Source organism: Micromonospora sp. WMMD558 (assembly GCF_049315255.1).
Lineage (GTDB): Bacteria > Actinomycetota > Actinomycetes > Mycobacteriales > Micromonosporaceae > Micromonospora.
Genome location: NZ_CP186061.1, coordinates 1768281 through 1783188, shown reverse-complemented (window position 1 = coordinate 1783188; position 14908 = coordinate 1768281). Strand labels below are relative to the sequence as shown.

The window sequence follows — 14908 nt, the reverse complement described above, 5'->3', positions numbered from 1 at the left end:
GACCGCCGTTTTCCCGATACGCGACCCCAGCGCCCCAGGTCGCCGCCCGGAACGGTGTCCGGCTACCCTCTCGCGACACCGCCAGGCGTGGGCGGCGCGTCAGGACGGCGGAGACAGGAGCCGAGATGCGTGCAGAGGTGACAGATGCCACCGATCCGGGACTGAGCCGGACACGGCGTAACGCCCGGCGCTTCCGGCACCTGACCATCTGCATCGCGCTCTCCGCGCTCGCCTTCCAGCAGGAACCCGGCCTGATCGTGCCGGACACCAAGGTCGACCTCAACGTCAACCCCGCCGGCTGGCTGCTCCGCTCCCTGCACCTGTGGGATCCCGCCGGCACGTTCGGCCAGCTCCAGAACCAGGCGTACGGATATCTCTGGCCGATGGGACCGTTCTTCCTCGTCGGCTCGGAACTCGGCCTCGCCCCGTGGGTGGTCCAGCGGCTGTGGTGGGCGCTGCTCTTCTGCGTCGCGTACCTGGGCGCGGTCCGGCTGGCCGGCCGGCTCGGCATCGGCACCCCCGCCGGCCGCATGATCGCCGGCGTCGCGTTCGCGCTCTCCCCCCGCATCCTGACGCAGCTCGGCTGGTCGTCCGTGGAGGCCTGGCCCAGCGCGGTCGCGCCCTGGGTGCTGATCCCCCTGGTGGGCCTGGCGCGGGGAGCCCCGCTGCGGCGCGCCGTCGCCGGATCGGCGGTGGCCGTCGCCTGCGCCGGCGGGGTCAACGCGACGGCGGTGTTCGCGGTCGTCCCGCTCGCCGTACTCTGGCTGGCCACGCTGCGGCCGCTACGCCTCCGGCTCACCGCGCTCGCCGCCTGGTGCGGTGCGGTCCTCCTGGCCACCGCCTGGTGGCTGGTGCCACTGCTGACCCTCGGCCGCTACAGCCCCCCGTTTCTCGACTACATCGAGACCGCCCGCTTCACCACCAGCGTCACGGACGCGGTCACGGTCCTCCGCGGCACCTCGTACTGGGTGGCGTACCTGGGCAACCCGTTCGGGCCGACGATCCCGGCCGGAGCGCGACTCGCCACCGAGCCGCTGCTCGTCGTGGCCACGCTGGTGGTCGCCGGTCTGGGCGTGCTGGGCCTGTCCCGGCGCGGGATGCCCCACCGCCGGTTCCTCGTCACCGGCGTGGTGCTCGGTGCCGCCATGGTCGGCCTCGGCCACCTCGGCGACCTGCCGAACACCTTCGCCGAGCCCCAGCGCCAGTTTCTCGACGCGGCCGGTGCGCCGCTACGCAACGTGCACAAGTTCGACGTCCTGCTGCGCCTGCCGCTGGCGCTCGGCGTGGCACACCTGGTCGGCCTGACGGTACGGGCCGCGCGGACCGCGCCCGCCCGGCGCCGTCGCCGTACGGCGGCCCGCGCCTGGCTGACCGCGGGGGTGGCGATGACGGCCGTCGCCGGGGTGGCCGCGCCGGCGCTCGCCGGCTCGCTCGCGACACCCGGCAGCGTCCGCGACGTCCCCGGCTACTGGCAGGAAGCCGCCGACTGGCTGGACGCGAAGAGCGACGGCGGGCGGGTGCTCGTCGTCCCCGGCGCCCGGTTCCCCTCCTACGACTGGGGCAACACCACCGACGAGATCACGCAGCCGCTGCTCGACGGCCCGTGGGCGGTCCGCAACGCCATCCCGTTCACCCCGCCGGCCACGATCCGGCTGCTCGACGCGATCGAGTCCACGCTCGCCACCGGCGCGGGCTCGGCCGGGCTCGCCGACCTGCTCGCGCGCTCGGGGGTCAGCCACGTCCTGTTCCGCGCCGACCTCGACCACGGCCGCTCGGACACGGCCCGCCCGCTGGTCGTGCGCCAGGCGCTGGAACGGTCACCCGGCCTGACCCGGGTGGCTACCTTCGGCCCGGTGCGGGGCGGCCCACCCGAGGGCACGCACCGCGACCAGGGCCTCGACGCTCCGGTGCGGGCCCTGGAGATGTACCGGGTCGACCGTCCCGTGGAACGGGTCGTCGCGTACGACAGCGCGGACGTCACGACCGTGGTGGGCGGTCCCGAGTCACTTCTCGACCTCGCCGCGGCCGGGCAACTTCCCGCGGCGCCGACCATCCTCGCCGGCGACCTGCCCGACGGCGGGCCGCCCGGTGCGGTCACCCTCACCGACGGGCTCCGCAAGCGGGACGTGTCGTTCGGCCGGCTGCGCGACAACACGTCCGCGACCCTCACCGCCGCCGACACCTACGACGTACCGGCGCCGGCCCACGACTACCTGCCCGAGTGGGGCGCCGAGCAGAGCACGGTCGCGCGCTTCGAGGGCATCGACGCCGTCCGGGCGTCCTCCGCCCGCTCGCAGGTCGGGGTACGCGGCGGCGCCCGGCCCGAGCACCAGCCGTACGCGGCGATCGACGGGGACGTCACCACGTCCTGGCAGTCCGCCCCGGACACCGGCGGCAGCGGGCAGTGGCTCCAGATCGACCTCGCCAACCCGACCCGGGTGACCGAGGTCCGGGTCCGCTTCGACCTGACCGCCGACACGGTGCCGACGAAGGTGACCGTCACCGCCGGCTTCGAGGCGCTCTCCGTCGAGTCGTTCGGCGACAGCATGACGTTCGCCCTGCCCGGCGTCCACGCGACCCGGGACGTCCGGATCGCCATCGACGGCACCATCGGCACTGGCCGCGGTGGCGGCACGGTCGGCATCGCCGAGGTCGAGATCCCCGGCATCCGCACCAGCCGCACGCTGGCACTGCCCGCCGCTCCCGCCACCGAGCGCCCGGCGGCGCTGCTCGTCTCGGCGGCTCCGACCACGCCGGCCTGCTTCTTCGTCGACGGCCGCCCGCGCTGCTCGACCGACGCCGCCCGGGGTTCCGAGGACGGCCGCGCGATCGACCGCACGGCGACCCTGCCGGCCGCCGGCACGTACACCGCGAAGGTGTGGGCGCGCCCGACACCGGGCGATGCGCTGAACGCGGCCCTCGACGAGGAGGTGGCCGCCGCTCAGGCGCTGCGGCTGGCCCCCACGGTGACCGCTTCCTCCACGGCCGTCCCCGACCCGGCCGGCCGGCCGGGCGCCGCGCTCGACGGGGACCCGGCGACCGCCTGGTCCCCCGCCACCAGCGACGAGGCCCCGATCCTGCGCCTGCAGTGGCTCCGGCCGCAGCTCATCACGGGTCTGCGGTTCTCGCTCCCCGCCGACGCGGCCGCCACGAAGGTGGGCAGCGTACGGGTGGTCGGTGACGACGGTGTCCGGGGCGGGCTGCTGGGCACCGGCGGCCTCCTCACCATGGACCCGCCGATGCGCACCGACGAGATCACCATCCAGTTCCTCGACAAGCCCTCCGTGTACAGCACCGACCCGTACGGGCTGCGCCCACCGGAGCCGCTACCGGTCGCGGTCGGTGAGATCACCGTCCTGCCGGCGGCGCCCACGGTGCGGCCGAAGCTGGACGCGCCCGTCCGGCTCGCCTGCGGCACCGGCCCGACGGTGGAGGTCGGCGGAGCCCGCGTCACCACCGCGCTCCGGGCCACCGTGCGGGACCTGCTGGAGCTGCGCGAGGTGCCGGCGGAGCCGTGCGGCCGTGGCACCCCCCGGCAGATCCGGCTCGCCGAGGGCGACCAGCGTCTCGTCGCCTCGGCCAGCCGCCTGGCCGCGCCCACCCGGGTCGCGCTGGTGCCGAAGGAGACCGGGACCACCGGCGCGGTGACGCCGAGCGCCGTCCAGGTCTCCTCGTGGGACGCCACCGAGCGACGGGTACGCGTCGGCGAGCACGCCGCCGACCGTGTCCTCGCCGTCCGGGAGAACACCAACCCCGGCTGGGAGGCCACCGTGGCCGGCAAGCCGCTACGGCCGGTCGTCGTCGACGGGTGGCAGCAGGGCTGGCTGCTGCCGGCCGGTGTCTCCGGCGAGGTCGTCCTGCGCTTCGCGCCCGACGGCTCGTACCGGGTGGGCCTGCTCGCCGGCGGTGTCCTGCTCGTGGTGGTCGTGGTCCTGGCGGTGCTCCCCGACCGCCACCGGGGTGACCGACCGCCGACCCGTGCGGTCCGGCGCCGGGTGACCCGGTCCGTCCCCCTGCTGGCGGTCGGCGCCGTCGCGCTGCTGATGCTCGGTGGCATCGTCGGCGGTCTGCTGGTCGCCGCCGGCGTCCTGCTCGCCCTCCCCGGCGCGATCCCGCTGCCCCGGTCGGCGGATCCACGCCGGGTCCGGCTCGTCACCCGGCTCGCCGAGACCTGGCTCCCGGCCGCCCTGGTCGTCCTGGCGGCCTGGGCGTACCTCGACGCCGCGCAACGGCACACCGCCGTCCTTCCGCAACTGCTCATGGTGCTCGCCCTCGGCTGCCTCTGGCTGTCGACGACCGTCCGGCGGCGGCCCGTCCGGCGCACACCGCCACGTCCGGCCGAGTCCGCGTCGCCGCCCGTCCCGCCGCCCGGGCTGCCGCACCAGCGCGGTCCGGAGGCAGCCTCGTGGCGCGACTCCGACCTGTCGGGGATCACGTGAACCGGCGAACCGCCGGTGGCGACGTGGTGCGTACGCGTCCCGAGCCCGTCGGCGTACGCGCGCTGGGCGCGGCCGGCCTCGCCGTCACCGCCGCCGGGATCCTGGGGAACGGTCTCGCCTACGTGGCGCCGGTCCTGGCCGCCCGGCAGCTCGACGCCGCCGACCTCAGCGCCCTCGCCACCGCCCTCGGCCTGATCGCCATCGCGAGCGTGCCGGGATTCGGCCTGCAGCTCGCCGTCGCGGTGCACCACGCCCGGCACGGGCACTCGGACACCCGCCGGGCCGCCCTGGTGACCGCCACGCTCTGCGCGGGGGCGCTGGTCGTGGCCACTCCGCTGCTCACCACCGCGCTGCGCCTCCCGGTCGAGGTGTCGATCCTGTCCGCGGTCACCACGGCGGCGATCGTGCTCGCCTGCCGCCCGCTCGGGGAACTCCAGGGCGGGCAGCGGTTCGTCCGGCTCGCCGTCGGGATGGTCCTGCTGGCCGTCGGCCGGTACGGGGGCGTACTCGTCGGTCTGCTCCTGGGTCTCGGACTGACCGGGTCGCTGCTCCTCGGCGCGGTGTCCGCCGTGCTCACCCCGCTCGCGCTCGCCGTGCTGGCCCGACCGGCCACGGCGACGGCCGCACCGGCGGCACCGGCGCTCGGCGCCGGTCGGATCCTTACCGGTTGCGGGGCGACGCTCGCCATGCTCGTCGTCTCGTACGCGGACCTGCTGCTCGCCCGCCAGCTGCTGCCGGCCGGCGACGCGGGGGCGTACGCCGTGGGGACGGTCCTCACGAAGGGCGCGCTCTGGGCACCGCAGGTGGCGACGGTGCTCGCCCTGCCCCGGCTGGCCCGCGGCGATCGGCGCAGCCGGACCGTCGCGCTGGCCCTCACCGGCGGGTGCGGGCTGCTGCTGGTGCTCGCCTCGGCGTCCGCCGGTGGGCTGGCGTTCCGGCTCGCCGGGGGCACCGACTACACCCATCTCGGTGGGTACGCGCCGCTCTTCGCCGCCGTCGGGGCGCTCTACGCGGTCGTGTTCGTTCTGCTGAACGCCGCGGTCGCGGCCGGGGTCCGCTGGCCCGCCGCGCCCCTGTGGGTGGGGAGCGTCGTCCTGGTCGTCACCGCGGTGTCGATCGCGCCCCGTACGGTGGCCGGCCTGCTCTGGTGCGCCCTCGGCACCGCCGTGGTCATGACGCTCACGATGGCCGTCCGCGCGTGGCTGACGCCGCCGGGTGCCGGGCAGCCGGCGTCTCCCGGTGTGCGGGGCCACGGCTGACCTGCCGGGATCAGCCCTCGGCGAGCCAGCGGTTCAGCAGGTGGTGGTCGATCGAGTCGAGCCGACCGAGCGGCCGGCCCGCGGCCACCCGCTCCCGCAGCTCGGCACGGGTGAACCAGCGTGCCTCCAGCAGTTCGTGGCCGTCGACCCGTACCTCCTCGGACGCGGCGATGGCCCGGAACCCCACCATCAGCCCGGCCGGGAACGGCCAGGCCTGCGAGCCCTGGTACGCCACGTCCGTCACGACCACACCGGCCTCCTCGGCCATCTCCCGCCGGACCGCGTCCTCCAGGCTCTCGCCCACCTCGACGAAGCCGGCCAGCGTCGAGTACGCCCCTTCGGGTGCGCCGGCGTGCCGGGCCAGCAGGCAGCGGCCCGGCGGACCGGGGGCCTCCATCAGCACGATGATCGCCGGTTCGATCCGGGGGAAGAACAGCCGGCCGCAGTGCACCGCGGCGCAGCGGCGGACGTGCCCCGCGTCCCGGGCCTCCGTCGGCGCGCCGCACGTGCCGCAGTACCGCTGCTGGCGGTGCCAGTGCAGCAGGCCCCGCGCGTACGCCTGGGTGGCCGCCTCGGCGGGGGTGAGCCGCCCGACGAGCCGCCGTACGTCGGTGACCGCGGTCGCCCCGGCCAGTTGGCGGGCGGCGTCCTCGGTCAGCCCGGACAGGTCCACCGCGAAGACCGGCTCCCCGGCGTCCAGGCCGAGGAACACGGCCTCGTCCGCGACAGCACGCGCCTGCGCAGCCCGTTCCCCGGCCAACCGGACCGGTGTGTCCCCGGCCACCAGGCAGTGGTCCCGCCAGAGGGCCAGCAGCCGCGCCCCGGGCCCGGCCAGCAACGCCGCCACCCGCTCCGGGTCGGCCCGCAGCGCCCCCGCCCGGTCCACCCAGCCACCGCCGTACGCCAGGACCGCATCGTCCACCCGCATGCTCACACCGTTTCATGTTCGCCACCGTGGGCGACCATCGGGTCGGTCCGCGACACGCGCTGACGGGACGGGCCGGGAGCAGGCTGCCGCGGCGCCGACACGTTGGTTACCGTAGTTGTCTTCCGGGCGGGAAACCCGCTCGTGTGTGGCGCCCCCGATCGAGGTGACTGTGACGCTGTACGGCGAAAAAACCCCGCCCGCCGACGACCGGCCCACCGTGCAGGTGACCGCGGTGCGGTGGCCGGTCGAGGAGTCGGTGCCCGCCGGGTCGCCGGGTCGCGGGCGGTCCCGCCGCGCCCGGATGCTGCTCGCCACCGGCCTCGCCACCGCGGTGCTCGCTTCCGTGGCCGGTGTGGGCGCCTACGCGTACGCCGGTGACGTGCCGCGCGGCACGACGGTGCTCGGCGCCGAGCTCGGCGGCCGGAGCCGCTCGGACGCCGCCCGCGAGCTCCGTGCGGAGCTGGACCGGCGGGCGGCCGAGTTCGGCGCACCGGTGACCGTACGCGTCGGCGAGCGCACGGCGGAGATCAACCCGGCCGATGTCGGGCTCGCGGTCGACGTCGACGCGACCGTCGCGGCCGCCGTGCAGGCGGAGGCGCACGCGGTCGACCGGCTGGTCGGGTCCCGCGACGTGCAGCCGGTGGTGACCGTGGACGTGGCCCGCCTCGACGCGGCGCTCAAGAAGGTCGTGGGCGACCAGGGCCGCAAGATGACCATGCCGGCGATCACCTGGAGCGGCCTCACCCCGAAGGCCGTGCATCCGAAGCCCAGCCTCGCCCTCGACCCGGAGCGTTCCGCGCAGGTGGTGCGCGAGGGTTGGCTGAGTGATCAGCCGATCGCCGTCCCGCTCATCGAGAAGCACCCGGCGACCACCGCCGAGGAGGTCGACACGATGGTGGCCGAGCTGGCGAAGCCCGCGGTGGCGGCGCCGGTCACGCTGACCACGGACAAGGGCTCGGTGACGATCCCGCCGTCGGCCATCGCGAAGAGTCTGCGGTTCAGCGCCGACGACACCGGCAAGCTGACCGCGCGGGTGGACGTCAAGCGGCTCCGTACGGCGCTCGGCGGCGACCTGGCCAAGGTCGAGGTGCCCCCGCAGGACGCGCAGATCACCCTCACCGGCGGCAAGCCGAAGATCACCGACGGCAAGCCGGGGCAGCAGCTGGACACCTCCATGCTCGGGGAGGCCCTGCTCGCGGTCCTGCCCTTGGCGGACGGCCGGAAGGTCACCGGCACGCTCAAGCCGGCGGAGCCGGAGCTGACCGCGGCGAAGCTCGCCGGGCTGGGCATCAAGGAGCGGGTCTCGACGTTCACCACCAGGTTCCCCGGTGGGCTCTCCTCGCCGCGCAGCCAGAACATCATCACCGCCGCCAGGGACGTCGACAACACGCTCGTCCTGCCCGGCGAGACGTTCTCGCTCAACGGGCACACGGGGGAGCGGGGCTACGCCCAGGGCTACAAGGACGCCCCGGTCATCCTCAACGGCAAGCTGGTGCCCGGCGTCGGCGGTGGCGTCTCCCAGTTCACCACGACGCTGTTCAACGCGACCTACTACGCCGGCCTGGAGGACGTCGAGCACAAGCCGCACTCGTTCTACTTCAGCCGCTACCCGGCCGTCATCGAGTCGACGATCTTCTACCCGGACCTGGACTTCAAGTTCCGGAACAACACCGACCACGGCGTGCTGATCGACACCTCGTACACGGCCAGCACCATCACCGTCTCGATCTGGAGCACGAAGATCTGGGACAGCGTGAAGACCGAGTACGGCCCGCGCCGCAACGTCACCAAGCCGAAGACGGTCTACCTGGAGCCGGGCCCCACCTGCATCGCCGCCGCCGGCAGCGACGGCTTCACGCAGGACGCGTACCGGGTCTTCCGCAAGGACGGCAAGGTGGTAAAGCGGGAGAAGTTCAGCTGGCGCTACGACGCCGAGCCGCGCTTCATCTGCGCCCCCGAACCCTCCTGACCGCCGTCCCACGCAAGCTCCACACGGCCCCGCCGGCATCCTCGCCGGCGGGGCTTCGTCATGGCGTACGCACACCACGTCCCGCCCGAGGCCACGCGCACCTGTGCGTGCTCCTGGCCCGCCGCTCGCCGACGTGCGGCATGCCGTTGCCGGCGGGCTCGTGAGCTCCTTGACAAGGCGTGCTGGACCGGGCCGAGCCGCAGCCCGGGGCGGCGGTTTCCTGCCGGTGAGCCGGACAAGCGAAGGTTGTAGCGCCGGCCGATGGTCGTTTCCGGGTGGGCGGCGTTGCGGTATCCGACAGGGTCGGTCACCACCATGCCCGCGGCATCGGGTCGATCACCCGCCGGTGGCTTGGCGTCGATTCCGGGTTGTGGCATGGCGCCGGTGAAGAAACAAAAAGGGGGGCGGAAACGCGTTCAGGGCCACCCAGTTGGGTGGCCCTGAACGGGAAAGATGTCCGGCGGTGTCCTACTCTCCCACACCCTCCCGAGTGCAGTACCATCGGCGCTGGAGGGCTTAGCTTCCGGGTTCGGAATGTTACCGGGCGTTTCCCCTCCGCCATGACCGCCGTAACTCTATCGACATGTCAAACAACACCCACACGGGTTTGTTGTTCGTTTGTCGGGAGTTGCACAGTGGACGCGTAGCAGCTTTGTTGGTCAAGTCCTCGGCCTATTAGTACCGGTCAACTGAACCCGTTACCGGGCTTACATTTCCGGCCTATCAACCCAGTCGTCTAGCTGGGGGCCTTACCCACCCCGAAAGGTGGTGGGATACCTCATCTTGAAGCGAGCTTCCCGCTTAGATGCTTTCAGCGGTTATCCCTTCCGAACGTAGCTAACCAGCCGTGCCCCTGGCGGGACAACTGGCACACCAGAGGTTCGTCCGTCCCGGTCCTCTCGTACTAGGGACAGCCCTTCTCAAGTATCCTACGCGCACGGCGGATAGGGACCGAACTGTCTCACGACGTTCTAAACCCAGCTCGCGTACCGCTTTAATGGGCGAACAGCCCAACCCTTGGGACCTGCTACAGCCCCAGGATGCGACGAGCCGACATCGAGGTGCCAAACCATCCCGTCGATATGGACTCTTGGGGAAGATCAGCCTGTTATCCCCGGGGTACCTTTTATCCGTTGAGCGACACCGCTTCCACATGCCAGTGCCGGATCACTAGTCCCGACTTTCGTCCCTGCTCGACCTGTCAGTCTCACAGTCAAGCTCCCTTGTGCACTTGCACTCAACACCTGATTGCCAACCAGGCTGAGGGAACCTTTGGGCGCCTCCGTTACCCTTTAGGAGGCAACCGCCCCAGTTAAACTACCCACCAGACACTGTCCCTGAACCGGATAACGGTCCGAAGTTAGATACCCAAACCAACCAGAGTGGTATTTCAAGATTGCCTCCACCCGCACTGGCGTGCGAGCTTCACCGGCTCCCACCTATCCTACACAAGCTAATTCAGATACCAATGTCAAGCTATAGTAAAGGTCCCGGGGTCTTTCCGTCCTGCCGCGCGTAACGAGCATCTTTACTCGTAGTGCAATTTCGCCGGGCCTGTGGTTGAGACAGTGGGGAAGTCGTTACGCCATTCGTGCAGGTCGGAACTTACCCGACAAGGAATTTCGCTACCTTAGGATGGTTATAGTTACCACCGCCGTTTACTGGCGCTTAAGTTCTCCGCTTCGCCCCCGAAAGAGCTAACAGGTCCCCTTAACGTTCCAGCACCGGGCAGGCGTCAGTCCATATACATCGAATTACTTCTTCGCATGGACCTGTGTTTTTAGTAAACAGTCGCTTCCCCCTGCTCTCTGCGGCCATACAACGCTCCACCCGCGCGGGGCTTCACGTCTCCGGCCCCCCTTCTCCCTAAGTTACGGGGGCAATTTGCCGAGTTCCTTAACCACAGTTCGCCCGATCGCCTCGGTATTCTCTACCTGACCACCTGTGTCGGTTTGGGGTACGGGCCGCTCGGAACTCGCTAGAGGCTTTTCTCGGCAGCATAGGATCACTGACTTCACCTGAATCGGCTCGGCATCACGTCTCAGCCTATGTGTGCTGCGGATTTGCCTACAGCACGGCCTACACGCTTACCCCGGCACAACCACCGGCCGGGCTCAGCTACCTTCCTGCGTCACCCCATCGCTTGACTACTACCCGCCAGGTTCCCACGCTCCCCGTGTTTGGTCCGAAGACCGCCCACAGATCGGGTGGTTAGCACAACGAGGTTCGTCAGGGTCGCTCCTTCGCGGGTACGGGAATATCAACCCGTTGTCCATCGACTACGCCTCTCGGCCTCGCCTTAGGTCCCGACTCACCCAGGGCGGATTAGCCTGGCCCTGGAACCCTTGGTCATCCGGCGGAAGGGTTTCTCACCCTTCTTTCGCTACTCATGCCTGCATTCTCACTCGTGCCGCGTCCACAACTGGGTCACCCCGCTGCTTCACCCCCGGCACGACGCTCCCCTACCCACCCACACACCTGCACCAACACCCCGAAGAGCGCCGGCGAAGTACTTGTGTGAGTGCCACAGCTTCGGCGGTGTGCTTGAGCCCCGCTACATTGTCGGCGCGGAACCACTTGACCAGTGAGCTATTACGCACTCTTTAAAGGGTGGCTGCTTCTAAGCCAACCTCCTGGTTGTCTATGCGACCCCACATCCTTTTCCACTTAGCACACGCTTAGGGGCCTTAGCTGGTGATCTGGGCTGTTTCCCTCTCGACTACGAAGCTTATCCCCCGCAGTCTCACTGCCGCGCTCTCACTTACCGGCATTCGGAGTTTGGCTGATTTCGGTAAGCTTGTGGGCCCCCTAGACCATCCAGTGCTCTACCTCCGGCAAGAAACACGCGACGCTGCACCTAAATGCATTTCGGGGAGAACCAGCTATCACGGAGTTTGATTGGCCTTTCACCCCTAACCACAGGTCATCCCCCAACTTTTCAACGTTGGTGGGTTCGGCCCTCCACGCGGTCTTACCCGCGCTTCAGCCTGCCCATGGCTAGATCACTCCGCTTCGGGTCTAGGACACGCGACTGAATCGCCCTATTCAGACTCGCTTTCGCTACGGCTCCCCCACACGGGTTAACCTCGCCACATGCCACTAACTCGCAGGCTCATTCTTCAAAAGGCACGCCGTCACCCCGCAAGGCTCCGACGGATTGTAGGCGAACGGTTTCAGGTACTATTTCACTCCCCTCCCGGGGTACTTTTCACCATTCCCTCACGGTACTCGTCCGCTATCGGTCACCAGGAAGTATTTAGGCTTACCAGGTGGTCCTGGCAGATTCACGGCAGATTTCAGGAGTCCGCCGCTACTCGGGAACACCCACAGAAGACCAGCTGCTTTCACCTACCGGACTATCACCGTCTACGGTCGGCCTTTCCAGACCATTCGACTAACAACTGGCTTTGTAACTCCTCACACGAGTGTCAGCTCGTGTAGCAGGGTCCCACAACCCCGACCACGCAACCCCTGACAGGTATCACACGCAGCCGGTTTAGCCTCAATCCGCTTTCGCTCGCCACTACTCACGGAATCACTGTTGTTTTCTCTTCCTACGGGTACTGAGATGTTTCACTTCCCCGCGTTCCCTCCACACACCCTATGAGTTCAGGTGCGGGTGACACCACATGACTGATGCCGGGTTCCCCCATTCGGACACCCTGGGATCACAGCTCGGTTGACAGCTCCCCCAGGCCTATCGCGGCCTCCCACGTCCTTCATCGGCTCCTGGTGCCAAGGCATCCACCGTTCGCCCTTGACAACTTGACCACAAAGATGCTCGCGTCCACTGTGCAATTCTCAACAAACGACCAACCCACAACCCGAAACACCCCACACCAGCAACCCCACCCCCACGGGGGCAGCATCCGGTATGCGAGGCCAGGCCGTGCCTGGCAACCAACCCTGGAACTCAACTCCAGGTCATGGTTTCCGAAAGGACAACCACCGGTTGTTCCTTCAGGACCCAACAGGGTGCCCATCATCCTCCCCCAGCCGCACCAGGACCCCGTTCCACACCACCGAAGTGGCCGTACTAGGAAGAACCCGGCCGTTGCCAGGGAAAAACTCGCCAGTGTCTCCGCCAATCGAGCACCCCGACCCGACATCCGCGGGCCGCGGGCTCCATACCACCCTTCGGTGGATGGTGCTCCTTAGAAAGGAGGTGATCCAGCCGCACCTTCCGGTACGGCTACCTTGTTACGACTTCGTCCCAATCGCCAGCCCCACCTTCGACGGCTCCCTCCCTGACGGGTTGGGCCACCGGCTTCGGGTGTTGCCGACTTTCGTGACGTGACGGGCGGTGTGTACAAGGCCCGGGAACGTATTCACCGCAGCGTTGCTGATCTGCGATTACTAGCGACTCCGACTTCACGGGGTCGAGTTGCAGACCCCGATCCGAACTGAGACCGGCTTTTTGGGATTCGCTCCACCTCACGGTATCGCAGCCCATTGTACCGGCCATTGTAGCATGCGTGAAGCCCTGGACATAAGGGGCATGATGACTTGACGTCATCCCCACCTTCCTCCGAGTTGACCCCGGCAGTCTTCGATGAGTCCCCGCCATAACGCGCTGGCAACATCGAACGAGGGTTGCGCTCGTTGCGGGACTTAACCCAACATCTCACGACACGAGCTGACGACAGCCATGCACCACCTGTGACCGCCCCCGAAGGACCCGACATCTCTGCCGGTTTTGCGGCCATGTCAAACCCAGGTAAGGTTCTTCGCGTTGCATCGAATTAATCCGCATGCTCCGCCGCTTGTGCGGGCCCCCGTCAATTCCTTTGAGTTTTAGCCTTGCGGCCGTACTCCCCAGGCGGGGCGCTTAATGCGTTAGCTGCGGCACAGGGAACCGGAGAGGCCCCCCACACCTAGCGCCCAACGTTTACAGCGTGGACTACCAGGGTATCTAATCCTGTTCGCTCCCCACGCTTTCGCTCCTCAGCGTCAGTATCGGCCCAGAGACCCGCCTTCGCCACCGGTGTTCCTCCTGATATCTGCGCATTTCACCGCTACACCAGGAATTCCAGTCTCCCCTACCGAACTCTAGCCTGCCCGTATCGACTGCAGGCCCGCAGTTGAGCCGCGGGTTTTCACAGTCGACGCGACAAGCCGCCTACGAGCTCTTTACGCCCAATAAATCCGGACAACGCTCGCGCCCTACGTCTTACCGCGGCTGCTGGCACGTAGTTGGCCGGCGCTTCTTCTGCAGGTACCGTCACTTCCGCTTCGTCCCTGCTGAAAGAGGTTTACAACCCGAAGGCCGTCATCCCTCACGCGGCGTCGCTGCATCAGGCTTCCGCCCATTGTGCAATATTCCCCACTGCTGCCTCCCGTAGGAGTCTGGGCCGTGTCTCAGTCCCAGTGTGGCCGGTCGCCCTCTCAGGCCGGCTACCCGTCGTCGCCTTGGTAGGCCATCACCCCACCAACAAGCTGATAGGCCGCGAGCCCATCCCAGGCCGAAAAACTTTCCACCCCCCACCATGCGGCAGGAAGTCCTATCCGGTATTAGCCCCGGTTTCCCGGGGTTATCCCAAAGCCTAGGGCAGGTTGCTCACGTGTTACTCACCCGTTCGCCGCTCGAGTACCCCGAAGGGCCTTTCCGCTCGACTTGCATGTGTTAAGCACGCCGCCAGCGTTCGTCCTGAGCCAGGATCAAACTCTCCAACAAAAACCTGTTGAAAAACTGTCCCAGCAACAAAAAGTGTTGCCAAAGGAATCCCAACCAGCCGAAACCACAGCCTCGACCAGTCCGGGGTATAAAACAATTTGGCACTGGCTTATCAAGCACCCTGTTGAGTTCTCAAAGAACAACCACACACCATCAGAAACCCACACCGTGGGCCCCATCCGGGGCTTCACTCCCACCCACCGCTCTCGCGCCGGGCACTTTTACTACGTTACCTCACCGTCTCGGCCGTGTCAAACCGTGTGTCCCGGTCTGTCATGCTTCGTACGGCTTGGCGCCGCTGACCGCACGCAGCGACGAACCGCTGTGCTCGATCATCGGATTCGGCAGGCCGGCCGCCGCGGTCTCCCGCTGGCTCGTCCGGTGCCCTGCCGGTCGTCAACCTTACCCGGTCGGTTCCGCCGCACCAAATCCGCCTCCCGGCAGATCCAGCGGGCCCCGCCCGACCGGCGTCCCAAGGGGTTGATCCCCCTTCCGACGCCGGCGCCTTCCCGGTCGAGAGCACCAGGTCTTTCGCCCTGTTTGCCCCGTTCCGCGCTGGCAGAGAGAAAGTTACGCGTCCGCGGGTTTGAACGTCAAATCCGTGGGCAGCGGCCCGCGTCACACTTGCCCGGCAGGGCG

The 14908-nt window shown here is 68.8% G+C and carries 4 protein-coding genes and 3 rRNA genes; 3 read left to right on the top strand and 4 right to left on the bottom strand.

What is annotated here, in order from left to right; all coding sequences use genetic code 11:
- Window positions 1–125 precede the first annotated feature (125 nt).
- Together ACN26Y_RS08695 and ACN26Y_RS08690 are read left to right on the top strand one after the other, a co-directional pair.
- On the top strand, window positions 126–4439 hold the full coding sequence (locus ACN26Y_RS08695; protein WP_155329781.1) for an alpha-(1->3)-arabinofuranosyltransferase: 4314 nt from the start codon (window positions 126–128) through the stop codon (window positions 4437–4439).
- The gene (locus ACN26Y_RS08690; protein ID WP_196255815.1) at window positions 4436–5698 is read left to right on the top strand and encodes a polysaccharide biosynthesis protein; all 1263 of its coding nucleotides are present in this window, start codon (window positions 4436–4438) and stop codon (window positions 5696–5698) included. The genes ACN26Y_RS08695 and ACN26Y_RS08690 overlap by 4 nt, the downstream gene beginning before the upstream one ends.
- A 10-nt stretch (window positions 5699–5708) precedes the next feature.
- On the opposite strand, the gene nudC is transcribed toward ACN26Y_RS08690, so the two are convergent.
- Window positions 5709–6626: an NAD(+) diphosphatase gene (nudC, locus tag ACN26Y_RS08685; protein ID WP_155329780.1), complete on the bottom strand. Its 918-nt coding sequence runs from the start codon at window positions 6624–6626 to the stop codon at window positions 5709–5711.
- Window positions 6627–6789: 163 nt separating this feature from the next.
- On the opposite strand from nudC, the gene ACN26Y_RS08680 reads away from it, so the two are divergent.
- Window positions 6790–8595 (top strand): VanW family protein, encoded by a 1806-nt coding sequence (locus tag ACN26Y_RS08680; protein WP_155329779.1) that lies wholly within the window; start codon window positions 6790–6792, stop codon window positions 8593–8595.
- Between the two features lie 455 nt (window positions 8596–9050).
- Here ACN26Y_RS08680 and rrf read toward each other — a convergent pair.
- From rrf to ACN26Y_RS08665, 3 genes are all read right to left on the bottom strand, one after another.
- Window positions 9051–9167, bottom strand: a 5S ribosomal RNA gene (gene rrf / locus ACN26Y_RS08675).
- 83 nt (window positions 9168–9250) lie between these two features.
- Window positions 9251–12366 (bottom strand): 23S ribosomal RNA (locus ACN26Y_RS08670).
- A 387-nt stretch (window positions 12367–12753) separates the two neighbouring features.
- A 16S ribosomal RNA gene (locus ACN26Y_RS08665) occupies window positions 12754–14269 on the bottom strand.
- The 16S, 23S and 5S rRNA genes sit together here, the layout of an rRNA operon.
- Window positions 14270–14908: the final 639 nt, after the last annotated feature.